General features: G+C 68.5%; 27 protein-coding genes. 9 read left to right on the forward strand and 18 right to left on the reverse strand.

Going from position 1 to position 26,961, the window contains the following annotated elements:
• From JWQ05_RS06050 to JWQ05_RS06060, 3 genes are all read right to left on the reverse strand, one after another.
• Window positions 1–702, reverse strand: a 702-nt coding sequence (locus tag JWQ05_RS06050) for an RlmE family RNA methyltransferase (RefSeq protein WP_299656031.1), incomplete at its 3' end; no start/stop codon positions are given.
• A complete protein-coding gene (locus JWQ05_RS06055) occupies window positions 699–1,799 on the reverse strand; it encodes a Ppx/GppA phosphatase family protein (protein WP_299656035.1) in 1,101 nt (366 codons plus the stop codon). The genes JWQ05_RS06050 and JWQ05_RS06055, both read right to left, overlap by 4 nt.
• Before the next feature lie 158 nt (window positions 1,800–1,957).
• The gene (locus JWQ05_RS06060; RefSeq protein ID WP_299656038.1) at window positions 1,958–2,428 is read right to left on the reverse strand and encodes a response regulator; all 471 of its coding nucleotides are present in this window, start codon (window positions 2,426–2,428) and stop codon (window positions 1,958–1,960) included.
• A gap of 382 nt (window positions 2,429–2,810) precedes the next feature.
• Here JWQ05_RS06060 and JWQ05_RS06065 point away from each other — a divergent pair, with 382 nt between their 5' ends.
• Together JWQ05_RS06065 and JWQ05_RS06070 are read left to right on the forward strand one after the other, a co-directional pair.
• Window positions 2,811–3,587 carry a cold-shock protein gene (locus tag JWQ05_RS06065; RefSeq protein WP_299656041.1) on the forward strand — a complete coding sequence of 259 codons (777 nt, stop codon included), beginning with the start codon at window positions 2,811–2,813 and terminating at the stop codon, window positions 3,585–3,587.
• 106 nt (window positions 3,588–3,693) lie between these two features.
• Entirely contained in the window at window positions 3,694–3,963 is a 270-nt protein-coding gene (locus JWQ05_RS06070; RefSeq protein ID WP_299656044.1) for a hypothetical protein, read from the forward strand.
• Window positions 3,964–4,116: 153 nt separating this feature from the next.
• Here JWQ05_RS06070 and rpsD read toward each other — a convergent pair whose 3' ends face one another.
• The 3 genes from rpsD to murI all read right to left on the reverse strand — a co-directional run bounded on the left by rpsD (window position 4,117) and on the right by murI (window position 6,276).
• Window positions 4,117–4,734 carry a 30S ribosomal protein S4 gene (gene rpsD / locus JWQ05_RS06075; RefSeq protein WP_299656047.1) on the reverse strand — a complete coding sequence of 206 codons (618 nt, stop codon included), beginning with the start codon at window positions 4,732–4,734 and terminating at the stop codon, window positions 4,117–4,119.
• A 183-nt stretch (window positions 4,735–4,917) separates the two neighbouring features.
• The gene (locus JWQ05_RS06080) at window positions 4,918–5,250 is read right to left on the reverse strand and encodes a DUF3291 domain-containing protein (protein WP_299656050.1); all 333 of its coding nucleotides are present in this window, start codon (window positions 5,248–5,250) and stop codon (window positions 4,918–4,920) included.
• 150 nt (window positions 5,251–5,400) lie between these two features.
• Complete coding sequence (gene murI / locus JWQ05_RS06085; protein WP_299656053.1) at window positions 5,401–6,276, reverse strand: glutamate racemase; 876 nt, start codon at window positions 6,274–6,276, stop codon at window positions 5,401–5,403.
• A 247-nt stretch (window positions 6,277–6,523) separates the two neighbouring features.
• Here murI and egtB point away from each other — a divergent pair, with 247 nt between their 5' ends.
• Both egtB and egtD read left to right on the forward strand, forming a co-directional pair.
• Entirely contained in the window at window positions 6,524–7,795 is a 1,272-nt protein-coding gene (gene egtB, locus JWQ05_RS06090; protein WP_299656056.1) for an ergothioneine biosynthesis protein EgtB, read from the forward strand.
• 38 nt (window positions 7,796–7,833) lie between these two features.
• Entirely contained in the window at window positions 7,834–8,802 is a 969-nt protein-coding gene (egtD, locus tag JWQ05_RS06095; RefSeq protein WP_299656154.1) for an L-histidine N(alpha)-methyltransferase, read from the forward strand.
• 16 nt (window positions 8,803–8,818) lie between these two features.
• Here egtD and JWQ05_RS06100 read toward each other — a convergent pair whose 3' ends face one another.
• The 4 genes from JWQ05_RS06100 to JWQ05_RS06115 form a co-directional block, all read right to left on the reverse strand.
• Complete coding sequence (locus JWQ05_RS06100; RefSeq protein WP_299656059.1) at window positions 8,819–9,082, reverse strand: hypothetical protein; 264 nt, start codon at window positions 9,080–9,082, stop codon at window positions 8,819–8,821.
• Between the two features lie 196 nt (window positions 9,083–9,278).
• Complete coding sequence (gene clpA, locus JWQ05_RS06105; protein ID WP_299656062.1) at window positions 9,279–11,762, reverse strand: ATP-dependent Clp protease ATP-binding subunit ClpA; 2,484 nt, start codon at window positions 11,760–11,762, stop codon at window positions 9,279–9,281.
• A 23-nt stretch (window positions 11,763–11,785) separates the two neighbouring features.
• Complete coding sequence (gene clpS / locus JWQ05_RS06110; protein ID WP_299656065.1) at window positions 11,786–12,214, reverse strand: ATP-dependent Clp protease adapter ClpS; 429 nt, start codon at window positions 12,212–12,214, stop codon at window positions 11,786–11,788.
• Between the two features lie 298 nt (window positions 12,215–12,512).
• Window positions 12,513–12,986 carry a phasin family protein gene (locus tag JWQ05_RS06115; RefSeq protein ID WP_299656068.1) on the reverse strand — a complete coding sequence of 158 codons (474 nt, stop codon included), beginning with the start codon at window positions 12,984–12,986 and terminating at the stop codon, window positions 12,513–12,515.
• A gap of 304 nt (window positions 12,987–13,290) precedes the next feature.
• Between JWQ05_RS06115 and JWQ05_RS06120 the strand changes: the two genes are divergently transcribed.
• Window positions 13,291–14,781, forward strand: coding sequence for a serine hydrolase (locus JWQ05_RS06120; protein ID WP_299656071.1), 1,491 nt, complete (start codon window positions 13,291–13,293; stop codon window positions 14,779–14,781).
• Window positions 14,782–14,908: 127 nt separating this feature from the next.
• Here the strand turns inward: JWQ05_RS06120 and JWQ05_RS06125 are convergent, their stop codons facing one another.
• From JWQ05_RS06125 to JWQ05_RS06135, 3 genes are all read right to left on the reverse strand, one after another.
• On the reverse strand, window positions 14,909–15,586 hold the full coding sequence (locus JWQ05_RS06125; protein WP_299656075.1) for a DnaJ domain-containing protein: 678 nt from the start codon (window positions 15,584–15,586) through the stop codon (window positions 14,909–14,911).
• Window positions 15,583–15,840 carry a hypothetical protein gene (locus JWQ05_RS06130; RefSeq protein WP_299656078.1) on the reverse strand — a complete coding sequence of 86 codons (258 nt, stop codon included), beginning with the start codon at window positions 15,838–15,840 and terminating at the stop codon, window positions 15,583–15,585. Before JWQ05_RS06130 ends, JWQ05_RS06125 begins: the two co-directional genes overlap by 4 nt.
• 66 nt (window positions 15,841–15,906) lie before the next feature.
• Window positions 15,907–17,067 carry a trypsin-like peptidase domain-containing protein gene (locus JWQ05_RS06135; RefSeq protein ID WP_299656081.1) on the reverse strand — a complete coding sequence of 387 codons (1,161 nt, stop codon included), beginning with the start codon at window positions 17,065–17,067 and terminating at the stop codon, window positions 15,907–15,909.
• 438 nt (window positions 17,068–17,505) lie between these two features.
• Between JWQ05_RS06135 and JWQ05_RS06140 the strand changes: the two genes are divergently transcribed.
• Window positions 17,506–17,721, forward strand: a complete 216-nt coding sequence (locus JWQ05_RS06140) for a hypothetical protein (RefSeq protein ID WP_055953370.1) — start codon at window positions 17,506–17,508, stop codon at window positions 17,719–17,721.
• Window positions 17,722–18,172: 451 nt separating this feature from the next.
• Here the strand turns inward: JWQ05_RS06140 and galU are convergent, their stop codons facing one another.
• The gene (gene galU / locus JWQ05_RS06145; protein ID WP_299656101.1) at window positions 18,173–19,039 is read right to left on the reverse strand and encodes a UTP--glucose-1-phosphate uridylyltransferase GalU; all 867 of its coding nucleotides are present in this window, start codon (window positions 19,037–19,039) and stop codon (window positions 18,173–18,175) included.
• Between the two features lie 178 nt (window positions 19,040–19,217).
• Here galU and galE point away from each other — a divergent pair, with 178 nt between their 5' ends.
• The 3 genes from galE to JWQ05_RS06160 all read left to right on the forward strand — a co-directional run bounded on the left by galE (window position 19,218) and on the right by JWQ05_RS06160 (window position 22,987).
• Window positions 19,218–20,207, forward strand: a complete 990-nt coding sequence (gene galE, locus JWQ05_RS06150; RefSeq protein ID WP_299656104.1) for a UDP-glucose 4-epimerase GalE — start codon at window positions 19,218–19,220, stop codon at window positions 20,205–20,207.
• Window positions 20,208–20,216: 9 nt separating this feature from the next.
• Entirely contained in the window at window positions 20,217–21,440 is a 1,224-nt protein-coding gene (locus tag JWQ05_RS06155) for a lytic murein transglycosylase (RefSeq protein WP_299656107.1), read from the forward strand.
• A 197-nt stretch (window positions 21,441–21,637) separates the two neighbouring features.
• Window positions 21,638–22,987, forward strand: a complete 1,350-nt coding sequence (locus JWQ05_RS06160) for an SGNH family hydrolase (RefSeq protein ID WP_299656110.1) — start codon at window positions 21,638–21,640, stop codon at window positions 22,985–22,987.
• A gap of 5 nt (window positions 22,988–22,992) precedes the next feature.
• Here JWQ05_RS06160 and gor read toward each other — a convergent pair whose 3' ends face one another.
• The 4 genes from gor to JWQ05_RS06180 form a co-directional block, all read right to left on the reverse strand.
• A complete protein-coding gene (gene gor / locus JWQ05_RS06165) occupies window positions 22,993–24,390 on the reverse strand; it encodes a glutathione-disulfide reductase (RefSeq protein ID WP_299656113.1) in 1,398 nt (465 codons plus the stop codon).
• Between the two features lie 198 nt (window positions 24,391–24,588).
• A complete protein-coding gene (gene rpmG, locus JWQ05_RS06170) occupies window positions 24,589–24,756 on the reverse strand; it encodes a 50S ribosomal protein L33 (RefSeq protein ID WP_018044575.1) in 168 nt (55 codons plus the stop codon).
• Between the two features lie 117 nt (window positions 24,757–24,873).
• Entirely contained in the window at window positions 24,874–26,046 is a 1,173-nt protein-coding gene (locus tag JWQ05_RS06175) for an MFS transporter (RefSeq protein ID WP_299656148.1), read from the reverse strand.
• 84 nt (window positions 26,047–26,130) lie between these two features.
• The coding region (locus JWQ05_RS06180; protein ID WP_299656151.1) for an efflux RND transporter periplasmic adaptor subunit at window positions 26,131–26,961 on the reverse strand (831 nt) is incomplete at its 5' end.

Genomic DNA, 26,961 nt, shown 5'->3' on the forward strand with positions numbered 1-26,961 from the left:
ATCGACCGCCGCACCCGCCGGGCCACGGTAGCCGCTGGCCAGGACGTAGAGTTCGCTCGAATCGGCGCGGCTGGCATTCGGCTTGACGTGGCGCACGGTGGCGAAGTCGCGCTTCAGGTCGGCGAGCAGGGTCCCTTCGGTGCCGCCCTGGAAGACCTTGGCGAGGTAGGAGCCGCCCGGCGCCAGGATTTCCCGCGCGAACTCGGCGGCCGTCTCGGCGAGCCCGATGATGCGCAGGTGGTCGGTCTGCTTGTGGCCGGTGGTGTTGGCGGCCATGTCGGAGAGCACGAGGTCGGCCGGGCCGCCGAGGAGATCGGTCAGCAGCTTCGGCGCTTCGGGCGCCAGGAAGTCGAGGGTGATGAACTCGACGCCCACCATCGGTTCGATCTCGAGGAGGTCGATGCCGACGATGCGTCCGCTCGCGCCGACGATCTTGGCCGCCACCTGCGACCATCCCCCGGGCGCCGCGCCGAGGTCGACGATGCGCTGGCCGGGCTTGAGGAGCTTGAAGCGCTCGTCGATCTCGATGAGCTTGAAGGCCGCGCGGGATCGATAGCCCTCGCGCCGGGCGCGGGCCACGTAGGGGTCGTTGAGTTGGCGCTCGAGCCAGCGCTTCTGCGAGGCCGTGCGGCCGCGCCCGGTCTTGACCCGCTGTTTCAGTTCGCCGCGCAAACCCGAGCTGGCACCACGCCTGTCCGTCACCGATAACCCCCACGGCGCCAGACGCCGTCTTCCCGCATCATGTTCATCAGCAATCCCTCGCGCAGGCCGCGATCGGCGATGCGCAGGCGGTCGGACGGAAACGCCCGACGGATCGCCTCCAGGATCGCGCATCCCGCCAGCACGAGGTCTGCCCGGTCACGCCCGATGCACGGATTGTCCGCCCGCTGTTCGAGCCGGGTGTCGAGCAGGTCGTCGATGGCGTCGCCGACGTCCGCATCGCTCATCCAGAGCCCGTCGACCCGACGGCGCTCGTAGCGGGCCAGACGCAGGTGCATCGCCGCCAATGTCGTCACCGTACCGGAAGTGCCGAGCAGGTGGAAGTGCCGGGCGTTCGCGGCCGGCGCGGCCCGGATGGCGAAACGCGCCAGGAGGTCCGCCACCTCCTCCACCATGCCTTCGAAGGTCAGGCGCGTGACGTCGGTGCCGCCGTGGCGCTCGGCGAGCGTCACCACGCCGACGGGCAGCGAGTCCCAGGCGCGGATGCGCAACGTCGGGTCGGCGGAGGGGTTGGTGGCCGCGCCGTCGAGCCAGGCGATCTCGGTGGAGCCGCCGCCGATGTCGAAGATCACCACGGATTCCGAGTACGGGTCGGCCAGCGCCGCGCAGCCCGTCACCGCCAGATAGGCCTCCGTCTGCCGGTCGACGATCTCCAGGTCCAGGCCGACGTCGTTGCGGACCCGCTCGACGAACTCGGCGCCGTTCACCGCGAGGCGGCAGGCCTCCGTGGCGATGATCTTGGCCCGGACGACGCCGCGCGCCTGCATCTTGGCGCGGCAGACCCGGAGTGCCTCGATGGTCCGCTCGATCGCGGGCTCGCTCAGGCGGTCGGACGTCCCGAGCCCTTCGCCGAGGCGGACGATGCGCGAGAAGGCGTCGATGACCCGGAAGCCGTGCGAGGCCGGCTCGGCCACCAGCAGGCGGCAATTGTTCGTGCCGAGGTCGAGGGCCGCATAGGCGTTGCGCCGATGGGAGCGGCCGGTGGACGCGGGTGCGCCGGCGCGCGACTCCGGGGCCGGTGATGGCGTCTGTCCATCGGCCGGGCGGGCCGGCATCGTCGCGGCGCTCTCTTCCCTCATCGGCCGAGCCGAAATCCTCGATCGTGGCCCCAGGCGGAGAGCCGGACCATCATTCCTTAACGAAGCTACAGGTCTCCCCGGCAAACTGCAAAGCCTCGATCACGCTCGCGCGTGCGTCGTGGGATTATTTGGACAGGATACCGCGTGCGGGCGCGGATTCAGCCGAGCTTGCCGGCCGCCGACATGCGGGGCACCGGCCTGAGCAGGCTCTTGACCTGCGAGAACGGGCGCGGCCGGTTGATCACCTCGTCGAGGCGGGACCAGAGGGTCTTGGGCGAGAACGGCTTGGCGATGATCTCGTTGACGCCGAGCGAGATCGCCCGGTCGACGACGTTCCGGCGCGGCTGGGCCAGCATCAGGATGATCGGCACGGTGGGCGACGGCGACGTCGTCGGCGTGCGGGCGAGGCGAATGAACTCCTCGCCGGAGAGGATCGCCAGGTCCCAGTCGATGATGGTGATGTCGGGCTTGCTCTCGGCGAGCACGCCGAGGGCTTCGGCCCCGTCGGGCGCCTCGAGCACCCGCTTGATGCCGACGCGCATCAGCATGTCGCGAACGATGCGGCGGATGTAGAGACTCTCGTCGACGACGAGCGCCGAGAGGTCCGGAAAACTCGGTGTGGCGATCATGCGTTCGGCATCCGGCCGGGAGGCCGCCGGGGCGAACCTGCCCCGCCGCCAGCCTAACCCGGCGAAGCTTTGCGTTTCGCTAACAAGAAGGCGCGAACTGATTCGATGGTGCGGCGCGCCGCCTGCTCAATCCAAAGGCAAAGCGCGGCAGGAGCCAGGGGGTGCGTTAAAAAGCTACGCATTTTGCCGCAGGAAAGTTACGGAACTCTCGCCAACCGGTGCAGATGCATCTTGCGATCAAGGCAGCTTTCGGTCAGGACTAAGGCGTTATTCTTGGTCACCGCTGCTGGGAGTAATGATAAGGCGGAGCGTGGGCTGTCTGGGATGGCGCGCACGCGGTTATCGAAACTGATGGTCGGCGGACGGTTTTTGCGAGCTTTCTATGGGACGTGGTCGTGATTTTCGGGGGCCGCAGAAGCGCGGCTTCGATGAGGGTGGAGCCGAGCCGCGTTGGCCGGATCAGGCTCCTCCGAGCGGCGGTGGCTTCGGTGGCGGTTTCGGCGGCGGTGGCGGCGGTTTCGACCGTGGCCCGTCGCGCGCTGCGGCGGCCCCCTCTGGACCGGAGCGCGATGCGACGGTCAAGTGGTTCAACAAGGAGAAAGGCTTCGGTTTCGTCGAGCTGGCTGACGGCTCGGGCGATGCCTTCCTCCACATCCGCGCCGTCGAAGCCGCTGGCCATGCCGACCTCCTGCCGGGCACCCGCCTGACGGTTCACACGGCCCAGGGCCAGAAGGGCCCGCAGGTGACCGATGTCACCAGCGTGGACACCTCCACGGCCGAAGCGGCGCCCATGCGCGACGCGCGTCCTCCCCGCACCGGCGGCTTCGGCGGCGGTGATCGCTTCGGCAGCGCCGGTGGCGGCTATGCCGGCGGCGGCGGCGGTGGTGATCGCTACGGCGATCGCGGCGGCGCTGGTGGAGGCGGCGGGCGTTTCGCCAGCGGCCCCTCCACCGAGATGTCCGGCACCGTGAAGTGGTACGACCCGGCCAAGGGCTTCGGCTTCGTCTCCGTCAACGACGGCGGCAAGGACGTGTTCGTGCACCGCTCCGCGCTCTCCCGCGCCGGTCTCGAGTCGCTCGCCGAAGGCCAGCAGGTCGTGCTCGGCGTCGTCGAGGGCCAGAAGGGCCGCGAGGCCCAGAGCATCAACGTCGACGATTGATCGCACTGGGGCGGCCGCGCTGCGGCCACCTTTGACGGCGACACGCAAACGGCGGCCTTCGGGCCGCCGTTTCGCGTTCCGGGCACGAAACCGAATGGAGTTCTGTATGCGGGTCGCCCTGCTCGTCTGCGCCTGCCTCGTCTGGCTGCTTCCACCGGCCTCGGCCGAGGATTTCAGCGGATTCTATGCCGGCGTGAATGCGGGCTACGCCTTTCAGAAGGGCGACCGCGACAAGCACGGGTTCGGCTCGGACGCCTCTGGCCATTCCGATGCGCCGACGGCCGCGAACGCGCTGCCGCCGAGCGCCCAGGACGCGTCCCGCGCACTCCAGACGCGCAACCGCACTCCGCAAGGCTCGGGCGCCCTCCCCCGCTGAATCGCGGGACCACGTCTTTCGCGGGCCGTGTCGGACGGCCCGCCGCACGTCATGTCGTCCGCTCCGGCACCAGAGACGGTTTTGGGCCCCGGCAACGAAAAAGGGCCGCCCTCGCGGGCAGCCCTTCCAATCGTCGGCGATGATCCGTTCAGATCAGCGCGAGTAGAACTCGATGACCAGGTTCGGTTCCATCTGGACCGGGTAGGGAACCTCGCCGAGGTTCGGCACGCGGGTGACGCGGGCCGTCATCTTGGAGTGATCCACCTCGATGTAGTCGGGGACGTCGCGCTCCGGGAGCTGCGCGGCCACGACGACGATCTCGAGCTGCTTCGAGGAATCCTTGACCTCGATCAGGTCGCCCGGCTTCACGAGGTAGCTGGCGATGTTGACGCGAACGCCGTTCACCTTGACGTGGCCGTGGTTGACGAACTGGCGCGCCGCGAACGGGGTCGGCACGAACTTCGCACGGTACACGACGGCGTCGAGGCGGCGCTCGAGCAGGCCGACGAGGTTCTCGCCGGAATCGCCGCGCAGGCGGATCGCCTCGGCGTAGTAACGGCGGAACTGCTTCTCGGTGATGTTGGCGTAGTAGCCCTTGAGCTTCTGCTTGGCACGCAGCTGCGTGCCGAAGTCGGACATCTTGCCCTTGCGGCGCTGGCCGTGCTGGCCGGGGCCGTACTCGCGGCGATTGACGGGGCTCTTCGGGCGGCCCCAGATGTTCTGGCCCATGCGGCGATCGAGCTTGTGCTTCGCCTGAATGCGTTTTGACATCGCGGTTCCTCTCGCAATGGAGATCTATCGAGGAACGCGCCCTCCTCTTTCCGCCGGCCTCAAGGGGCCGGAGACGGAACGACAGGCCGGACAGAGCCGCCCACGGGTGCGCTTGAAAAAGCGTCGGGGCCCCTCATCGGAGCCCCGTCACAGGCGGTTCGATAGAGCAGGACGCCGCCGCCGTCAATGCCGAGCCTGCTCGGCGCCTGCCTCGGCCGCCGGATGGATCGGCCCGGAGCCGGTGAGACGGGGCGCCCGATAGGTCATCGTCGCATGCTGCGGGCTGGGGTGACGAAGCTTCGAGGGACGCCCCTCCGCGCGCATGCGCCGGTCGGCCTCCGCCCAGGACGGCAGCGTGGCCTCGGCCTGCGTCCAGTGCACGATCGAGGCCTCGTCGCACCAATGGACCAGGCGCGGCATGGCGCGGCGATGCGCGCCGGCCAGCATGTAGCCGCGCATGCTCGGCTCGTCGGTCCAGGCCGTCAGGGTCCAGAAGGTCCAGTCCCGGTCCGGCAACAGCGCGCCGCCGAGAAAGCCCGGTGCGGTGCGGACCTGATGCGCGTGCGGACGGCGTGGAGCGCGAAGCCCGGCAGGAAGCGAAGCGCGCGGATTCGCAGGCGGGTGATGCTGATGAAGGGCATGAAGGACCGGATCTTGGCCGCTGCGTTACTGCAGGCCGAGCGGCATCGGCTCCACCGCGACGCTGGCGATGCCGCGCGCGGCCAGGGAGTGGCGCAGCGGCGCCGAAAGCCCGGCCCCGCCGGTGAAGGCGCCGAGCACCGGCGCCGCGTCCGAGATTCTGCGGTCCGCTGGCCCGAGGAGCTGGGTCACCCGGCGGGCGATCGCGGGGGCGGGATCGATCCAGGTGACGGGCCACGGCGCCAGGGCCTGGAACCGGGCGAGGAGCAGCGGATAATGCGTGCAGGCGAGGCCGATCACGTCGGTGCGCCGCCCATCTTCGCGGGTCACGAAACAGGCGGCGATCTCGGCGCTCAGCGCCGCGTCGTCGATCGGCCGACCGGCCAGTTCGGCTTCGGCGAACCCCGCGAGGTTGGGCGCTCCGACGAGGGTGACGTCGCAGCCGCCCGCATAGGTCTCGATGAGCTCGTGGGTGTAGGCGCGCGCAACCGTCCCGGGGGTCGCCAGCAGGCTGATCACCCGCGAGCGCGTCGCCTCCGCCACCGGCTTGATCGGCGGCACCACGCCGACGAAGGGCGTCGCGAAGCGCTGGCGCAGGGCGGGCAGGACGAGGGTCGAGGCGGTGTTGCAGGCCACCACCACGAGGTCCGGCGCATGCAGGCCGATCAGGCGCTCCATCACGGCGAGCACCCGTTCCACCAGCACCGGTTCCGAGAGGCGCCCGTACGGAAAGGCGGCATCGTCGGCGGCGTAGACGTAGGCCGCATCCGGCCGCGCCCGGCGCACCTGTTCCAGGACGGTGAGCCCGCCGAGCCCCGAATCGAAGACCAGGATGGTGGGCGTCGGCGCTACGCTGCGTGCCACGGCGCCCGTGGTCGCTCCTGCCATGAGATCGATCCGCATCCGAGTCCGGCCCGACTGTCCCGCATCAAAGGCGAAGTGTCGGTCCGCGAGGGTTAAGGGGACCTCACCGTGGCCGGAAAAAGGCGACGCGGTTTCGGCGTGCCCGAGTTGGACATCCCCAGGTTGGCCGCGTCCCCAAGTTAGACATGCTCGAGCGTGGCCGCGACGAACGGACCGGCGGATCATCCGTTGCCGAATGGCCGCGCGGCCATATTTCCTGTTCTCATCTGGTATGGGAGTGGCTGGCATGGCAGCGACGGCAGCGTTTCGCGAAACACCCGACGCGCAGACCGGCCGGCCGGTCTTCCCGCCCCCGCCGTTGACGGCGAGGCCAGTGGACCCCGCCGCCTGGATCGCGGCCTTCCACGCGGTCCGCGACGAGACCGAGCGGCGGGCTGCCCCTCTCTCGCCGGAGGACCAGCAGGTCCAATCGATGGCCGATGCCAGCCCGACTAAGTGGCATCGCGCTCACACTACTTGGTTCTTCGAGCAGTTCCTGCTGCGCGAGCACCTGCCCGGCTACGCCATCTACGACGAGCGGCTGCACTACCTGTTCAACTCGTACTACGTCGCCGCCGGCCCGCGTCAGCCGCGCATCCTGCGCGGGCTGATCACCCGCCCGACCGCCGACGAGGTCGCGGCCTATCGCGCGCATGTGGACCGCGCCGTCGATGCGCTGCTGAGCCAGGCGTCGGCCGGTGCCCTCGAGGCGATCCTGCCCGTGCTCGAGATCGGGCTCTATCACGAGCAGCAGCACCAGGAATTGCTGATCACCGACATCCTGCACGCCTTCGCGCAGAACCCGCTCGGCCCGGCCTATGATGCGGCCTGGCGCTTTCCCGCACCCGCGGGGGCGACGGGACACGCGGACCTCGCCCGGGGCATCACCCGGGTCGGGCATGAGGGCGAGGGCTTCTCGTTCGACAACGAATCGCCCTGCCACGATGTGCTGATCCAGGGCGGACGTATCGACCGGTCGCTGGTGACGAACGCGCAATGGCTCGCATTCATGGCCGATGGCGGCTACGCCCGTCCCGAACTCTGGCTCTCGGATGGCTGGATCGCGGCCCAGGCCGAGGGCTGGGAGGCCCCGGGCTACTGGCGCCCGGCGGAGGCGGAATGGGCGACCATGACCCTCGCGGGCGTCCGTGCCGTCGACCCGGCGCTGCCCGTCACGCATATCAGCTACTACGAGGCCGACGCCTATGCCCGCTGGGCCGGGCGTGACCTGCCGACGGAGTTCGAGTGGGAAGTGGCCGCCCGCGAGGAGACGCTCGCCGATGCCTTCGGGCTCGTCTGGCAATGGACCCGCAGCGCCTACACCGCCTATCCCGGCTACCGCCCGGTGGACGGGGCGCTCGGCGAGTACAACGGCAAGTTCATGTCGAACCAGTTCGTGCTGCGCGGCTCCTCGGTGGCGACGCCGCAGGGTCATGCGCGCGTTGGCTACCGCAACTTCTTCTACCCGCACCAGCGTTGGCAGTTCACGGGCCTGCGCCTGTCCGACGCCCGCCGCTGAATTTCGTCCTGTCGCGTATCCGGAGACGTCCCTTGACCATCAACCCCGTCTTTACGGATGCGACGCCGATCGCCGCCATCGACGCCGAGCGCCAGTTCCTCGACGATGTCCTCGCCGGGCTGACGGCGCCTCAGAAATTCCTGTCCGCGAAGTACTTCTACGACGCGGCCGGATCGGACCTGTTTGAGGCGATCACCCGCCAGCCGGAATACTACCCGACCCGGACCGAACTCGGCATCCTCGACAGCCAGGGCGCGGCCATCGCGGCAGCCCTGCCGGCGAGGGCCAACCTCGTCGAACTCGGCAGCGGCTCGACCGCCAAGGTCCGGCGCCTGATGGTCCACCGGCCGGACCTCGCGGCCTACGTCCCGGTGGACGTCTCCGAGAGCTTCCTGCGCAGCGAGGCCGACGCTCTGGCGCGGGATTTCCCGAACCTCGCCATCCTGCCGGTGGCGGCCGACTTCACCCGTGCCTTCACGCTGCCCGAGGGGCTTTCGGACGGGCCGGTGGCGGGCTTCTTCCCGGGCTCGACCATCGGCAATTTCGAGCCGCCGCAGGCGACCGACCTCCTCGCCCATTTCGGACGGGTGCTCGGCTCCGGCGCGACCCTGATCATCGGTGTCGACCTCGTGAAGGACAAGGCGGTGCTCGATGCTGCCTACGACGACGCGGCCGGCGTGACGGCGGCCTTCAACCGCAACCTGCTGGTGCGAATCCGGCGCGAACTCGGCGCGGACCTCGACCTCGAAGCCTTCGCGCACCGGGCTTTCTTCAACCCCGCGGCTTCGCGCATCGAGATGCATCTCGTCAGCCTCAAGGCACAGACGATCCGGCTTGCCAACCGCCGGATCGATTTTGCGGAGGGCGAAACGATCCACACCGAGAACAGCTACAAGTACACCGTCGAGGGCTTCCGCCGGCTCGCGCACGAGGCCGGCTGGAAGGCTGGCGCGGTCTGGACCGATCCTAATCGGCTGTTCTCGATCCACGCCCTCACGCGGGCCTGACCCCGGGGCGCCGCTTTCAGCTGCGCTTCTCCATCATGGCTTTGACCTGCATCAGCTGGTCCCAGACCTGGCCGGGCGAGGTGCCGAGGAACTCGAAGCCCGCACTGACGCCCCAATAGATGCCGAAGACGATCACCGGGACGAGGATCCAGCCCAGGATCTCCTCGCCCCGGCGCCGACGCTTGCGACGCAGGCGGCGCTCCTCGCGGCGGGTCAGCGTCACTGGGGCGGATTGGACGGTCGAGACGGGCGTGAGGGGGCCCTCATGCAGGTCGTTCATCGGGATGCCCCTCCTCGATTATTTTGAGCCCAGAGAGGCGTTTCCGGCTGGTCCGTTGCGGTGCCCGCCCTCCGTTCCCGCGCTTGCTAAACATCCGGCGATCCCATGTCGACCGGCGGACACGGGTTTTCCGAACCCTGACAAGGCGAAGCCGGCCGCCCCGGATGTCCCGGGGAGGCCGGCTTCGTCGTTCGGATCAGGCCTTGACCAGCGGCACCTTCGGCACGGTGCGGACACCGCCCCCACCACTCGGGCCGCCCTTGTCGTCGCGCTTGTCGCTCGGCTTGCGCGTGGAGACCTTGGCCTTCGTGCGCTTGTGCTTCTTGGCCGCGTTGGTCACGTCCTTCTCGGGCTTCGGCGTGACGGGGCCGGCCGGGAACTCGAAGGCGAGACCTTCCTTGCCGCCGTCCCTGGCGTCCGGATCGGCTTTCCGCACCACCACCCGCACGGCCCCGCCGTCCTTCAGCTTGCCGAACAGGACCTCGTCGGCGAGCGGCGTCTTGATCGTCGACTGGATCAGGCGGGCCATCGGGCGGGCACCCATGGCGTCGTCGTAGCCGTTCTCGGTGAGCCACTCGCGCGCCTCGTCGGAGAGCTCGATGGTCACGTTGCGGTCGGCGAGCTGCGCCTCGAGCTGGAGGACGAACTTGTCCACCACCTTCGCCACCACGTCCTTCGGCAGGTGACCGAAGGAGATGATCGCGTCGAGCCGGTTGCGGAATTCCGGCGCGAACAGCTTGTTGATCGCCTCGACGTCGTCGCCCGTGCGTTTCGACTGGGTGAAGCCATAGGCCGACTTCGCCAAATCGGAGGCGCCCGCATTTGTGGTCATGATGATGATCACGTTGCGGAAATCGACCTGCTTGCCGTTATGGTCGGTGAGCTTGCCGTGGTCCATGACCTGCAACAGGATGTTGAACAGGTCGGGATGCGCCTTCTCGATCTCGTCGAGCAGCAGCACGCAATGCGGGCGCTGGTCGATGCCGTCGGTGAGCAGGCCGCCCTGGTCGAAGCCCACATAGCCGGGCGGCGCGCCGATGAGGCGACTCACGGTGTGGCGCTCCATGTACTCCGACATGTCGAAGCGCAGCACCTCGACGCCGAGGCTGGCGGCGAGCTGCTTGGCGGCTTCGGTCTTGCCGACGCCGGTGGGGCCCGCGAACAGGTAGGAGCCGATCGGCTTGTCAGGATCGCGCAGGCCGGCGCGGGCCAGCTTGATCGCCGAGGTCAACGCCTCGATGGCGTTCGGCTGGCCGTAGACGACCCGCTTCAGGTTCTCGGTCAGGTTCTTGAGCACCACCGCGTCGTCCTTCGACACGGTCTTCGGGGGGATACGGGCCATCGTGGCGATGGTCGCCTCGATTTCCTTGATGCCGATGGTGCGCTTGCGGCGCGCCTCCGGCACGAGCATCTGCGAAGCGCCCGTCTCGTCGATCACGTCGATCGCCTTGTCGGGCAGCTTGCGGTCGTTGATGTAGCGCGCGGAGAGTTCGACGGCCGCCTTCACCGCCTCGGCGGTGTATTTCAGCTTGTGGAACTCCTCGAAATACGGCTTCAGGCCCTTCACGATCTCGATCGCATCCGGGATCGACGGCTCGTTGACGTCAATCTTCTGGAAGCGGCGCACCAGGGCGCGGTCCTTCTCGAAGTACTGGCGGTACTCCTTGTAGGTGGTCGAGCCGATGCAGCGGAGCGACCCGTTGGCCAGGGCCGGCTTCAGCAGGTTCGAGGCGTCCATCGCCCCGCCCGAGGTCGCGCCGGCGCCGATCACCGTATGGATCTCGTCGATGAAGAGCACCGCGTTCGGATGCGCCTCGATCTCCTTCATCACCTGCTTCAAGCGCTCCTCGAAGTCGCCGCGATAGCGGGTGCCGGCGAGCAGCGTGCCCATGTCGAGGGAGAACACGGTCGCCTCGAGGAGGACCTCCGGCACCTCCTTGTTGATGATCTTGCGGGCGAGCCCCTCCGCGATCGCGGTTTTGCCGACGCCGGGCTCACCGACGAGGAGCGGATTGTTCTTCTGCCGGCGGCAGAGGATCTGGATGGTGCGCTGGACCTCGCTCTCGCGGCCGATCAGCGGGTCGATCCGGCCATCGCGGGCTTTCTTGTTCAGGTTGACGCAATAGGCCTCGAGGGCGTCGCCCTTCTTCTTCGCGCGGCCCTCGCCGTCCTCGCTGCTCGGGCGCTCGGCGGCGGACTCGTCCTCGGCCCCGCGCACCGGCTTGGCGTCGGAGGTGCCGGGCCGCTTGGCGATGCCGTGGCTGATGTAGTTGACCGCGTCGTAGCGGGTCATGTCCTGCTCCTGCAGGAAGTAGGCGGCATGGCTCTCGCGCTCGGCGAAGATCGCAACCAGCACGTTGGCGCCGGTCACTTCCTCGCGACCCGACGATTGCACGTGGATGACCGCGCGCTGGATCACGCGCTGGAAGCCCGCCGTGGGCTTGGCGTCCTGGCGGCCATCCCCGATCAGGTTCGACAATTCGGTGTCGACGTATTCCACGAGGCTGCGCTTGAGCGTGTCCACCTCGACGTTACAGGCCCGCATCACCGCGGCCGCGTCCTGATCGTCGACGAGGGCGAGCAGGAGGTGCTCCAGCGTCGCATATTCGTGCCGGCGCTCGCCGGCGAGCGCCAGGGCGCGGTGGAGAGCTTGTTCTAGGCTGCGAGAGAAGCTGGGCAAAGCGTGGCCTCTGTGTGGGATGCCTATTTCTTTTCCATAACGCACTGCAGAGGATGTTGATGTTTGCGGGCGAAGTCCATGACCTGCGTCACCTTGGTCTCCGCGACCTCGTAGGTGAACACCCCGCATTCGCCGACACCGTTCTGGTGTACGTGCATCATGATTTGGTAGGCGTCTTCCTGGGACTTGTTGAAGAATTTCTCGACGACGTGCACGACGAATTCCATCGGCGTGTAGTCGTCGTTCAGCAAGAGAACCCGATAGAGGCTCGGTCGCTTCGTCTTCGGCTTGGTCCGGGTAATGATAGCCGTGCCGGAACGGCCGTCATCATTGCCCCCGGGCTCGCGGGGATCGTCGGCCGCGCGGGTTGGACTCGCGCCGGCGTGGTTGGGGATCGTCTCGGAGCCGTTCGCGCGCGGCGATTCGCTGCCCCGTGGCAGGACATCGGTCATCTGAATCGCATCGACCCCTTGGTGCGGCATGCTGCTCGTGAAGCTGCGGGTCCGCGGGTCGCGCCGGCGAGGCGCGCTCGCTTCGATCACAATCTATAGGGCGATCGGTCGGTTCGCCAGTCGGCTGCGCGCACTTGTCCGATCCTGCTTCGGTGGGGTCGTGTCGACTCGGGCCGGACTGGCGCCTCGCCCGTCGCCTCAACGACGAAGGCCCCGCGCGATGTCTCGCACGGGGCCGGATCGGAATTGGGGCAATCGGTGCGAGGAGGGGCGCGTCCCCTCACCCCACCAAAGAAGTTCAGGCAGCCAGCTTCGGCGCCGTCATCGCCGGCAAGCCGGGCAGCTTCGGGAAATTCTTGGGATCGAAAAGATTCTTCGGATCGAAGAGATTCTTGGGATCGAAGAAAGCCTTCACGTCGAACAGGCTTTTGGCATCGAACAGGCTCTTGGGGTCGAACGACGCGCCCTGCAGCGGGACGCCGATGTCCTCGGCGAGGCCCTTGTACAGGTCGCTCATCACCTTAGCCTGCGCCTGGAGGCGTTCGAAGGAGGCCTTCAGGTAGGCGCCCTGGATCTCCATCGCGGCCTGCGGCGTGCGCGCGGCGGCGAGCTTCTTCATCGTCTCGGCGCCGGCGGCGAGGGATTCCTTGGCGAAATCCGCCATCTCGATGCCGGCGGTCTGGTTGGTCTTCGAGAGGGCGGACACGCCCTTCATCATCTGCGCCATGCCGGTGTTGTTGATCTCGGCGGTCTTCTCGAACATCTGGCTCATCTGGCGTTCCTTTCAGCCCGCGCGGGCCTATCCCTGAGTGTCGGGCGGATGCCCGCGGGGCCACGCATGGCCCGTGCCACTTTTATGTGCGATGCAGCATAAAAGGTCAAGAGATATGTTGCATCGCAATATGATCCGGGGCGCGCTCGAAAATTCGTGGCATGCCATTAACCGGCCCGTAACTGCGTCGACCTAGCCTGATTGACAGATGTTGCGGGGTCACGGCGGCGGGCCGCCCCCTCGCCGAAATGTTGCGGTGCAAGCCGGCTCCACGGGGCCGAGCATGTCGAGGCAGTGAGTCGTGATGCGTAGCCATACTCCCGGCGTCGGCCGGGTGCCTGCCTTGTCGGCCGCGATCGCGGCGGCGGCCATCCTCGCAGCCCTGGCCTCACCGGCGGAGGCGCGCCGCGGCCACCACCATCGCGGCGGTGGCGGCGGCGGTTACAACCCTCCCTACGCGGCCATGGTGGTGGACGTGAAGACGGGCAAGACGCTGCACGCGATCAACGAGGATTCGCTGCGGCACCCCGCCTCGATCACCAAGGTGATGACCCTCTACATGCTGTTCGAGCAGCTGGAGCGTGGCCGCTACACCCTCGAATCCCCCCTTACGATCTCGTCCTACGCCGCCGCCCAGGCCCCCTCGAAGCTCGGCCTGCGTCCGGGTTCGACCATCGAGGTCGAGGATGCGATCAAGGCGATCGTGACGAAGTCGGCCAACGACGTCGCCTGCGCGATCGGCGAGAACATCGCGGGTTCGGAATCACGCTTCGCCGAGATGATGACCCAGAAGGCCAAGGCGCTGGGCATGTCGCGGACCCACTACGCGAACGCCTCCGGCCTGCCGGATGCCGATCAGATCACCACGGCGCGCGACCTCACCGTGCTCGCCCGCGCGATCCAGGACCGCTTCCCGCGCTACTACAAGTATTTCCAGACCCGCTCCTTCGCGTTCCGGGGCCGGGTCATCGGCAACCACAATCACCTCCTCGGCAACGTCCAGGGCGTCGACGGCATCAAGACGGGCTACACCCGCGATTCCGGCTTCAACCTGATGACGGCCGCCAAGCTCGACGACCGGCAGATCGTCGCCATCGTGCTCGGCGGCAAGTCGGGCGCCAGCCGAGACCGGATCATGGCCGACCTCGTGCGCCAATCCCTGCCGCGCGCCTATGCGGGTTCGCGCCAGACGCCCGCGACGACCGAGGTCGCCGAGCGCGCCCGCCCGGCCGTGGTGGCCGATGGCGCCTCCCGGACCCGCACACAGGTCGCGTCCGCCGACGACGACGAGGACATCGAGACCACGGCGTCCACCGTCCGCGCCGGCCAGCCCCTCGACATCAGCCCCAACCGGTCGGCCACCACGACCCCCGGCAGCGCCGGCATGAAGTGGCGCTCCGGCGCGCTTCCCGCCTCCGCGCAGGCCTACGCCCCCTCGGGTGGTCAGGCGAGCTTCCCGGCCGGCGGCAAGAGCGACGCGCGCCTCGCCTCCGTCGATGGCCCCCGCACCGAGGCCCCGAAGCCGGTGGCCGGCGCCCGCATCACCCCGACGGCCTGGGTGATCCAGCTCGGTGCCATGGACGACGAGGACAAGGCGAAATCCATGCTCGCCGACGCGCGCAGCCGTGCCGGCGGCGCCCTCTCCAAGGCTTCGCCCTACACGGTGAAGGTGGAGCATGGTGGAGCGACCCTGTTCCGCGCCCGGTTCTCCGGCTTTGCCGAGCAGGACACCGCGCAGGACGCCTGCAACACCCTGAAACGCAGCGGCTTCAGCTGCTTCGCCACCCGTAGCTGATCGTTCTCGACCCGCGCGTCGAGACAGGTGCCGCCGCGCGGCACCCCTCACGGACCACGTCTGCCCGGTGCGTTCGACCGGACAAGCGACGACCCTCCGATTCCTGTCTGGCAACGCGCGTGGAGTATCAGCGATGTCGGTTCTCAAGCCTGTCGCGGGCCGCGTTGACGCGGGCCGCCTGCTCGACCGTACCACCCTGGTCGGGATGGAAACGCTTCATCAACGTCCGGTGAGCCGCGCGGACCTGATCCAGGGACGCCCCGCGCTCAAGCCCCAGGATCTGATAGGCCTGCTCCTGCGTCATCGCCCCTGGGTCCGGCGCTCGGCGCGCCCGCGCGTCGGGATCAGTCTCAGCGTCTACACGCCAGCCGGGGTGCCGGCGGTCCAGATACGCCTCTAGGCGCCGGTTCGTGCCGGCGTCCCGGCCGAACAGGGCAAGCAGGCCCGGAAGCGGGATCGCCCGGAGGGGCTGGCCCGCATGGGGTCCGATGCGGGCGACCCCGTCCCCGGCCGCATCGAAGCGGATTGGTGCGCCGCCGAGCCGGCGCGGGTCGTAGCGGGCGATCGTCTCGGCCACGCGCCGCTTCAGGCCGGTGGTCCCCTCCAGCAGCCAGATCGCACCGGCGCCGAGAAGGACCGCGAACTCGATCCGGCCGCGCACCAGGAAGAGCCCCGCGATGCCCAGGGCCGCGTAACCGCCGACCTGGCGAAGCAGCCGCGCGGAGAACCTCGGATAGCGGCGCAGGGCGTTTCGGCCGAACCACCACAGCAGGAGAAGCGCCAGCGCGGCGGCGAGAAGCGTCATCGACCGGCGCCGAACTCGGCGCCGACCCGTCCACCGACGCGCAGCTTCACGCCGCCCATGTCCCTGAAACCCCGCGCGTCCTCGACGGACTTTTCGGGACCGGTCCCGCCGCATCCCGCCCGGTTTGGCAGCCGAACGCCTTCGGGCGCATCCTCCGGGCAGAGCCGAGACGGAGCCGGCCGCTCGGCCGCCGCGACGGCGAGGGCGCCGCCGATCCAGAGGAGCGCGGCCAGGGCGTGGGAATGCAGGACCATGGGTCGCCTTTGCTGATCGATCCGGAGCTTTAGCCAGCCGCACCCCGCCTGGCGAGGGCGCCCGCCTCAGAGGCGCGTCTCGGCGACGTCCGTGGTGGTGACCCGGACCCGCCGCGTCCGGCCATCGCGCTCCACCGTGAGGTCGATGGCGGCGCCCAGGCCGGCTGCCGCCATCGCGGCCGTGAGGTCGGCGAGCCGGTGCACCGGCCTGTCCCCGGCCCCGACGATGACGTCGCCGATCTCGCCGGACTGGGGATCGACGCCGCGCAGCCCGGCGCCGGCGGCCGGCGAACCGCGCAGCACGCGCAGGATCACCACCCCGTCGATGCCGAGCCGCGCCGCGGTGGCCTCCTGGCCCGCGATGATGCCGATTCCCGGATTGCGGGTGCGGCCGTTGCGGATCAGTTCGGGCACGACGCGGTTCACGACATCCACCGGAATCGCGAACCCGATGCCCGCGCTGGTGCCGGAGGGCGAATAGATCGCGGTGTTCACTCCGATCAGGCGCCCGGCGGAATCGAGGAGCGGACCGCCGGAATTGCCCGGGTTGATCGCCGCGTCGGTCTGGATCACGCCCGAGAGTTCGCGTCCCTCGCCGGTCGGAAGGCGGCGCTGCAGGGCGCTGATCACGCCTGTGGTCAGGGTATGATCGAGCCCGAAGGGATTGCCGATGGCGAAGGTCGATTGCCCGACCTTCAGATCGGCCGAGGTCCCGATGGCCAGCGGCGGTGGCGCGGCGGTGGTGCGCCCGAGGCGGATGACCGCGAGATCGTAGTTCGGCGCCGCGCCGACGAGGCTGGCCGCGACGACCTCGCCCGAGGACAGTCGCACCGCGATGGAACCACCCTTCTGGGTGGCCGCCGCAACCACGTGATTGTTGGTCACGACATGGCCGGCCGCATCCCAGACGAAGCCGGTGCCGGTCTGCGCACCGCTGCCCTGCTCGTCGCCCTCGCCCTCGACACCCATCAGCGCGCGACCCTGCGCGGCCGCCTGGGCGAAGACGTGCACCACCGAGGGACTGGCCCGGGCGAACAGCTCCACCGTCGCGGTCTCGGCGGGTGCCAGCTCGCCGCGCGCCGTCACGGCACGCGGCGTCCGCGCGGCGTTGAGGGCGCCGTTGACGTAAGGCTGCGCCACGTAGAGCGCGAGAAGAACGAGGGCCAAGCCGGCCGCCCATCTTAGGAAGCGATCCGCCGGAGGGGCTGGGCCGAACCGATCGGACATGTGGCATCCCCTTCACCATGCTGCGAAAACCGTATCGCCGTGCAGTCCCGTTAACTGGTCGGTGACGCAATGCCCTTCAACTGGGCCGGTGGCGTTGCGGACGCGGGTGCGACAGCACACCGAGTTCTGCATCGCCGAAAGATAAAAGACACGCCGACACTGTATGTCTTACGATAAATCCGAACGAGATAGCGTCCAAAAGCAGCCATATTCCGCGCGCTTATCCGTGTTGGTGCGCTTTGTATGAGGGGGCGACGGCTCAGGTGCAGGCTAGCATTTGCTGTGCTCTTGAAACGACCGCAAAGTTGCCGTGGAGATGCTTCCATTCACCCCAAACAGTCACCCAGCAGCCGACGTTCAGGTTCGGGGGCGTAAGCCCCTGTCGCCGGACCTCCGGTATCGCGGGGAACGACCCTCACGATTGAAGGAATGAGACCGATGGAAACCCAAGCCCTGGAACGCCCCGCCGATCTGACGATCTGGCGTACCGCTCCGGTCCCCGCCCCCCTCGCCCAGCCCGCCCGCTACCGCACCCTGCGCGAAGCCATCGAGGCGGCCGCCGGCGCCCTCTCCGACCCGGCCAAGCAGCCCTGGATCATCACCGAGGACGGTGAGGTGCTCTCGCCGAACTGGATCCGCACCTACCTGAACTGAGCCGACCCGACGGCGCGCTCCGCCGCGCCGCCCGACCCGCGAGCCGACCGTCGCAGACCGCGCGGCCGGCTCACGCGTGTCCCCTGCCGCTGTCCGACGCTCCCCGAGCCGCGCTCGGGTCGAGCCATGGATTGTGTTGCGGACTGATCCACTGTCCCAACGCGCGCGCCGGTTCGACGCACTTTGATCGAAGATGTCGCTGGGATCGCGCCGCATGTTGCAGGCCCACCGAGGCGATCCGCGCCGCATGATGCAGCACGAAAAAATGGCCGCTCCGGTGAGGGAGCGGCCCGAAGTCTAGGGAGGAAACGCCCAAGAAGGGCTGCTGAACCGCGACGCCATCGCGGTCCCGCAATGCACAATCTAAAGTGCATTGCACAAAATACAAGGGCGTTCGGGCAGCCTTCTCCGTCGATTCGGGCATGCCTCCTCGGCGCCGGACGCAGGCGCCTCAATGCTCGCTGAGCAGCTGCGCGATCTCGGCCTTCAGCGCCTCGGCGAGGTCCTTGCGCTCCAGCGCGTAGGCGATGTTGGCGGTAAGGAAGCCGAGCTTCGACCCCGTGTCGTAGGTCCGCCCCTGATAGTGCATCCCGTAGAAGCTCTGGTCCTTGGCAAGCTTGATCATCGCATCGGTGAGCTGAATCTCGCCGCCCGCCCCGGTCTCGCCCGCCGACAGGATGTCGAAGATCTCGGGCTGCAGGATGTAGCGACCGGAGATGATGAAGTTCGACGGCGCGGTGCCGGCCTTCGGCTTCTCGACCATGCCGTTGATCTCGAAGGTCTGGCCGAAAGTCTGCCCGACACCGACGATCCCGTACTGGTGCGTCTCCTCGGGCTTCACCTCTTCGACGGCGATGACGTTGCCGCCATGGCGCTCGTAGGCCGACAGCATCTGGCCCATGCAGCCCCGGCTCAGCATGTCGGGCAGCAGCACCGCGAAAGGCTCGTCACCGACGATCTCGCGGGCGCACCAGACCGCGTGGCCGAGACCGAGGGGCGCCTGCTGGCGGGTGAAGCTGGTCTGGCCGGCTGCCGGCAAATCGCGCTTCAGTTCCTCGTAGGCCGCAGTCTTGCCGCGCTCCTGCAGCATCCGATCGAGCTCGAACGCCACGTCGAAATGGTCTTCGATGACCGCCTTGCCGCGCCCCGTCACGAAGATGAAGTGCTCGATGCCCGCCTCGCGGGCTTCATCGACCACGTGCTGAACCACCGGCCGGTCGACGACGGTGAGCATTTCCTTCGGCACCGCCTTGGTGGCTGGGAGGAAGCGGGTGCCCAAGCCGGCGACGGGCAGGACGGCCTTGCGAATCGGTTTCATCGAACGAGACCCGGTAACGAGGAAAGGTGATGGGAATCCGAAATGGATTGACGAGACCTCAAGGCCACCTCCGTAAAGGGTGGACGGCAGCAAGCGATGTGATGGACATAACCGAGATGCCGGTTTTCCGATACGTCGGGCGATGCAGCGGGCATGACGCGTGCGGGGAGAGGGTCTGATGGCAGTTCTGGTAACGGGCGGTGCCGGGTACATCGGCAGCCACATGGTCCTGGCGCTTCTCGATGCCGGGCACGACGAGGTCGTAGTCCTGGATGATCTTTCCACCGGTTTCGACTGGGCCCTGCCGCCGGAGGTGAAGCTGGTCATCGGCGATATCGCCGATCAGGCCCTGGTGACGGAAGTCATCCTCCAGCACCGCATCGATGCCGTCGCGCATTTCGCCGCCCGCATCGTGGTGCCGGATTCCGTCGCCGATCCGCTTCACTATTACTTGGCCAACACCGTGAAGACCCGGGCACTCATCGAGACGGCGGTCCGCTGCGGGGTCAAGCACGTAATCTTTTCCTCGACGGCAGCCGTCTACGGCGAGCCGGAAACCGTGCCGGTGCCCGAGAACCTGCTGCCGGCTCCGATCAACCCCTATGGCCGCTCCAAGCTGATGAGCGAGTGGATGATCGCCGACGCCGCCAAGGCGCACGGTTTCTCCTACGTTATCCTTCGCTACTTCAACGTCGCGGGCGCCGATCCGCGCGGCCGCACTGGTCAATCGACCCCGAACGCGACCCACCTGATCAAGGTGGCGACGCAGGCGGCGCTGGGCCAGCGGACGCATCTGGAGGTGTTCGGCACCGACTATCCGACCCGCGACGGATCGTGCCTGCGCGACTACATCCAGGTCTCGGATCTGGCGGAAGCCCATCGCGTCGCCCTGAACCACCTGCGGTCCGGCGGCGAGAGCCTGACCCTGAACTGCGGCTACGGCCGAGGCTATTCGGTCCTCGAAGTCATCGAGGTGGTCAAGCGGGTCTCGGGACGTGACTTCGAGGTCCGGATGTCGCCGCGCCGCCCCGGAGATCCCGCTCAGATCGTCGCGCAGGCCCAGCGCATCCGCGATCTCGGCTGGTCGCCGAAGAACGACGATCTCGACGCCATCGTCGCCCAGGCTTTCGCCTGGGAAGAGGCTCTGACCCGACGCAATCGCACGTGAGGCCCTGACGTGAGAGCGCTGTCGGGACTACTCGTTGCCGGATCGATCGCGCTCGCGGCATCCACCGCGGCTGCCGGATCGCCTGGGCGAGACGCGAACGCCGCATCGCCTGAGGCGAAGGCCAGCTTTGCGGCCTTCATCGAGGCCCTCCGGCCCGACGCCGAGGCACGGGGGGTCTCCGGACACACCTTTGCCGCCGCTTTCGCGGGAATTTCAGGCCCCGACTCCGATATTCTGGGGCGAACCCGCAAGCAGGGTGAATTCGGGCGCCCGGTCTGGGACTACCTGGTCGGCGCCGTCTCGGCGGGGCGCATCGCGCGCGGGCAGGCGCAGGCCGCGCGGCTCTCGGCGACGCTCTCGTCGATCGAGGCGCGCTACGGCGTTCCGCGCTGGATCGTGTTGGCGTTCTGGGGCGTCGAGTCCGATTTCGGTGCGAGTGGCGGGAGCGTGCCGACTATTCGCGCACTGGCGACCCTGGCGGAAGCGCGCTTTCGCGGCACCCTGTTTCGCGACGAACTCCTGGCGGCATTGACGATCCTTGAGCGCGGCGACATCACGCCGGAGCGCATGAAGGGCTCTTGGGCCGGTGCCATGGGGCAGGTGCAGTTCCTGCCCTCGAGCTTCCTCGCGCATGCGGTCGATTTCGACGGTGATGGGCACCGCGACATCTGGGGTTCGAACGCGGATGCGCTTGCATCCATCGCCGCCTACCTCAGGAACCTCGGCTGGAACCCGGCTCTTCCCTGGGGCTACGAAGTCATCTTACCCGCCGGCTTCGATCTCGCGCGCTATCGTGGAGAGCTCCCGGAATTCGCCGAACGCGGCGTGCGCCGCAGCGATGGCAAGGCGTTGCCGGACGCTGGAACCGCAAGCCTGTTCCTACCGGGCGGGAGCGGCGGACCGGTCTTCCTCATCACCGACAACTTCGATGTGATCCGCGCCTACAACACGTCCGATTCCTACGCCTTGGCGGTCGGTCATCTCGCAGACCGGCTGGCCGGAGCGCCGGCCCTCGCGGCACCCTGGCCGACGCAGGCTGCCCGTCTCGACAAGGCCGGGGTTCAGGCACTGCAGGCCGGCCTCTCCGTGCGCGGTCTTTATGCCGGTGAGGCCGACGGCCGTGCCGGCCCGAAACTGCGCGAGGCGGTCCGGAGCTACCAGATCGCGCAAGGCATCCCGGCCGACGGCTACGCCACGCCGGCATTGCTGCAGCGTCTCAAGAGCAGCCCTTAGCGCACTCCGTCAGGCGCTCGCTGGGCTGCCTCGCTCGATGGGGAGCTGAAGATGCGCCGGGTGTCGCGGGAAGCACGCTTAGACCTCGGCGGCATCCTCCTCTAAGGTATCGGCAATCGATCGGCACGCCGGTCCGAAACGTGGGGCATTCCATGACCTTGCCGGCATCGCGCGCGGCCTGGTGCACAGTCGCCGGGATGATACTGCTCTTCGCCGGAGACGCTCCCGCATGGGCGCAGTGGGGCGATTCCTACGACGCGCCGCGCGGTCGAGACTACGAATCCCCGGGTCGTCGACCACGCGAATCCTATCGGGATGACGGCGGCTACGGCTCGCGCCAAGCGGTCCGACGCTATGCGCCGCCCCAGGAAGCACCGAGGCAATTCTACTGGCCCTGGGAGGATCGGCCCCAGCAGGCCCAGCCGGCGCCTGTGCCGAGCGCCCGCCCGCTGCCGCCCCGTAACCGTTCCTACGCGGACGACCCACGCGCGCCCCGCGATCAGGCGCGTCCGCCCCGGATGCGTCCCCGCCCGGCTCCCGTCATCGCGCAGCCGAAGCCCACGATCCCGAAGATCGAGCCGACGACGCGTATCGCGGTCTTCGGCGACACGCTCGCGGGTCATCTCGGAACCGGGCTCGCCAACGTCTTCGAGGACAACACCGAAGTCGGTGTGGCGGATCGCTCGAAGGCCGATAGCGGCCTTGTCCGCAAGGACGTGGTGGATTGGCCGAAGGCGGCCGAGGAATTCCTGAAGGCGAACCCCAAGACGAGCTATGCCCTCGTGATGGTCGGGGCGAACGATCGTCAGCCGATCCGCGAGAACGACCAGAACCTGGAACCGCTGAGCGACCGCTGGCGCGTTCTCTATGCTGAGCGGGTCGATGCCCTGATCAAGGTCTTCACCGACGGCAAGGTGCCGCTGATCTGGGTCGGCGCGCCGCCGATGCGCAGCGAGGCTCTGTCCAAGGACATCGCCGCGATCAACGAGATCTATCGCGAACGCGTTGCCAAGGCCGGGCAGACCTACGTGGATATCTGGCCGGGCTTCGTCGACGACCGCAACCGTTACACCGCGACGGGCCCTGACCTCGAAGGCCAGGAGGCGAAGCTGCGCACGGCCGACGGAGTGCATTTCACGAAAGCCGGCGCGCGCAAGATGGCGCATTTCGCCGACGTCGAATTGAAGCGGATGATGGGCACGGGAACAGAGGCGGCGCCCGCTGTCGCTCCGGTCGCCACCACGCCGCAGCCGACCCTGCAGGGCGAGGCACCGAAGCTGGACGACGCGGCGACCATCGACCGGCAGATCACCGCGATGCTGCCGAGCCTCCCTGAGCCGCCGGGAATTCCGACGCTTCCGGTCAAGCCGCTGGCGGGTCCCGTGGTGCCCCTCGGGCGCGCGGAGGTCACGCCGGGCGGTGCGCTGATCAGCGGGCGCCCCCGTGATGCCGATCCAACGGGCACCGTCGAGCGTGCCCTGGTGCGCGGAGCGGCGCCGATGCCCCTGCCCGGGCGCGCCGACGACTTCAAGTGGCCGCCCGGCTGAGAGCGCTACCCGACGCCGACGGGGTGCTTCGTCACCGCAGGGCTTCGCATGGTCACGAGTTCCTCGCCGGCGGTCGGATGGACCGCGATGGTGCGATCGAAGTCCGCCTTGGTCGCGCCCATGGTGACGGCGATGCCGACCGCCTGAATGATCTCGCCGGCATCGTGTCCGAGCACGTGGACACCCACGACGCGGTCGCTCGCGCAATCGACCACCACCTTCATCAGGACGCGCTCGTCGCGGCCTGAGAGCGTCGCCTTCATGGGGCGAAAGCTCGATCGATAGACGTCGATGGCGCCGTAGAGCCCACGCGCGACGTCCTCGTTGTGCCCGACGACACCGATTTCGGGCGTCGAGAACACGGCGGTGGGGATCAGCCCGTGATCGACGCACCACGGCGTGTGGCCGAACACCGTGTCGGCGAAGGCGTGGCCCTCGCGGATCGCGATGGGGGTGAGCGCCGCGCGATCGGTGACGTCGCCCACCGCGTAGATCGAGGGCACCTTCGTCTGCGAGAAGGCATCGACGGGGATCGCGCCGCGCGCATCCGGCTCGATGCCGACCGTCTCTAGGCCGAGCCCCGCGATGTTCGGGCGCCGGCCCGTGGCGGTCAGAACCTGATCCACCTCCAGGGTCGAGCCGTCGTCGAGGGTTGCCAGGATGCCGGTGTCCGTGCGGTCGAGGCGCTCCACCATCCGGCCGAGGCGCAGGTCCATACGCTCGGCATAGGCGGCATCGAGGGCGTCGCGAATCTCGTCGTCGAAGCCGCGCAGGAGCTTTTCGCCCCGGTGCAGCAGGGTGGTGCGCGCGCCGAGATGGGCGAAGACGCCCGCGAATTCCACCGCGATGTAGCCGCCGCCGACGACCAGGATCCGTCCCGGAAGCGTCGTGAGATCAAACACTTCGTTCGAGGTGATGGCGAGTTCGGCGCCGGGGATCAGTGGCTCCCGGACGGGATGGGCGCCCACCGCCACGAGGATGATTCGGGCGGTGACGCGCTTGCCGGAGCGCACGAGCCGAACGGTATGCGCGTCTTCGATCACCGCGCGCTCGGGGACGACCGTCACGCCGGCCTTGGCGAGATTGGTGTCGTAGATCGTCTCGAGCCGGGCCACCTCGGCGTCGCGACGGGCCTTCAGGACGCTCCAGTCGAAGCGTGGCGCGGGTACGCTCCAGCCGAAGCCGGCGGCATCCGCGAATTCGTCGGCGAAGCGCCCGGCATAGACCATCAGCTTCTTGGGGACGCAGCCCCGGATCACGCAGGTGCCGCCGACCCGGTATTCCTCGGCGAGCTGCACCCGGGCGCCATGACCGGCCGCGATGCGGGCCGCGCGTACGCCGCCGGAACCGCCGCCGATGACGAACAGGTCGACGTCGAAGGTCTGGGTCGGGTCGTCGGCCATGATGATATCCTGAGGGTGATCGTCGTGACGAAAGCCTGCATCATCCGACGCCGGGGACTGCATCATCCGGCGCGGGGGACTGCAACATCCTACGCGCAAGCGGCGGATCGCCCAGGGAGTGGCGATCAACAAAAAAGCCGCCTCCCCTTTCGGTGAAGCGGCCTGGGGTCGGTACGGCGCGGGGCCGTGCCGTCGGGCTTACTTGATCTTGGTTTCCTTGAAGTCGACATGCTTGCGCACGACCGGGTCGTACTTCTTCATGGACAGCTTTTCGGTCTGCGTCCGGGAGTTCTTCTTGGTGACGTAGAAGTAGCCCGTATCGGCGGTCGAGATCAGCTTGACTTTAACGGTGACGGCCTTGGCCATGGACGCGGCGCTCCTGTGATCGCGGCATTCCGCATCAGCGAAACGCAAAAGGGCCGGCGGTGGCCGGCTGAATACCGGCGGGTGATTGCCTCAATCGCCGGGATTCGTCAAGGCGCCTCAGGCTCCGGGACGTTGGACAAGGCGCATGGCGACGATGGCCGCGTAGGCGAGGAACAAGAGGCAGAGGCTGTAGGCGAAGCCCTGGGGGGGCACGAGATCCATGCCGCCGCCGATGACCGGGGGGCCGAACATCAGGCCGACATTGTAGAGGACGACGAAGGCCGCGTTGGCGCCCGCGAGCTCCGGTCCCCGGACCGTGGCGCCGAGATGGGCGAGGCCCACGGTGTAGAGCGTGCCGGCGATGCCGCCCCAGAGAAATAGCAGCACGACGAGCGCCGGGAACCAGCTCGAGGCGAGGGGAATCAGGCTCGACCCGAGGGCGCCGCCGAGCGCCGCCATGAGCAGGACGAGGCGACGGTCCACCCGGTCGGCGAGCCAGCCGAACGGGATCTGGAACATGACGTTGCCCAGCGCCAGGGCACTGACGAGGCCCGCCGCCGTCTCGGCATCGTAGCCGAGCCGCAAGCCATAGAGCGGCAGGATCGCGAAGCCCCCCGTCTCGACGGCGCCGTAGACCAGCGCCGCGAAGGTGGCGGACGGCGCGAGGCGCAGGTAGGCGACGAAGGGACGCCCCCTGCCTTGCGGAATGACCGGTGACAATCCACGCGCCAGGACGAGGGGCACCATGGCGACGAGGAACAGCCCGGCGCCGGCGAGGTAAGGCGCGAAGCCCCGCGTCCCCAGAAGCGTGAGCAGGATCGGCCCGACCGCGAAGCCGAGGGCCAGCACCGTGGCGTAGATGCCCATCACCAGCCCGCGCCGCGTGGGCGGTGCCGCCTCGTTGATCCAGAACTCCGAGAGCACGAACAGCGCGCCGAGACTCATGGAGAAGACGAAGCGCAGGACGAACCACCAGGCGATGCCCGGCAGGAGCTTGAACGCGACGAGGCAGGCGGCACCCAGCACGATGGCCAGCACGAGCAGACGCACCACCCCGAGCCGCGCGGCGAGGCGCGGCACGAACGGCACCGTGAAGATCGCCGCGAGCCCCGCGACGGCGGTGTTGATGCCCACCAGCGTGCTCGACGCACCCATGCGCTCCATCTCGATGGAGAGCAGCGGGATCGTCAGGCTGAGGCCGATGCCGACCACGGCGACGCAGGTGATGGCGGCGGCGATCGAGGCGAAGCGTGCGCCGTCCTCGGGCACGACGGGGCTTTGAGCCGGCATGAAGGGGTCCGTTGCGGTTCGCCGTGGCGAATCCGGGACCGCCTTGTCTACGCCGCGCTCTCGCAGCGCAACCGCAAGTGACCGTCAGCGGGCCGCCGACTTCAGCGGCTTGTTGTCGGCGGGCTGGGGCTGTCGCTCGATCTCCTGGCCGTCGCGCAGGTCGGCGGGCGGGCTGAGCACGATCTCCTCGCCGCCCTCCAGCCCCTGTCCGGCCTCGCCTTGCGAAAGCTCGATCGTCGTCCCGAGATCGCGCCGGATCTTGACGCTGCGCCACTGGGCCGTGCCGTCGTCGCGGGCGACGGCCACCTGGGTGCCGCGCTGGTTGAAGACCAGGCTCTCGGCCGGCACCAGCACGTTCGCCTCGGTGCGCGGCACCTTCAGGGTCACGTAGACGTAGAGGCCGGCACGCAGAGCGCCGTCGGTGTTCGGCACATCGACCTGCGTCGTGAGGGTGCGGGAGGACGTGAGCAAGGCGACCGAACTGCGCTCGACCTTGCCCGAGAAGACCCGGTCGGCCATCTGCGGCACCTTGATCGCCGCGTCGACACCGGGCTTGACCCCGCCGGAGACGTTCTGCGGCACGTTGACGGAGACGCGCAGGATGTCGTCCCGGTCCATCGACAGGAGTGCCGTACCGGTGCCGTCGGCATGGACGAGGTCGCCGACATCGACGCCGCGCTGGGTCACGACACCGTCGAAGGGCGCGATGATGTCTTTGAAGCCCGCGAGCGCCCGCAGGCGCTCCACGGTGGCGGCCTGCGCCTTGATGTTGGCCTGCGCCACCTTCACGCCGGCCTCGGCGGAGGCGAGGGTCGCGCCCTGGCTGAGCACGCTCGCCTGCGAGTTGTCGGCGTTCTGCTTCGAGGCCCAGCCCTGGCCGGCGAGCGTCGAGGTGCGGCTGTTGGTGACGTTGGC

The sequence above is a fragment of the Methylobacterium sp. genome (genome assembly GCF_028290105.1).
Lineage (GTDB): Bacteria > Pseudomonadota > Alphaproteobacteria > Rhizobiales > Beijerinckiaceae > Methylobacterium.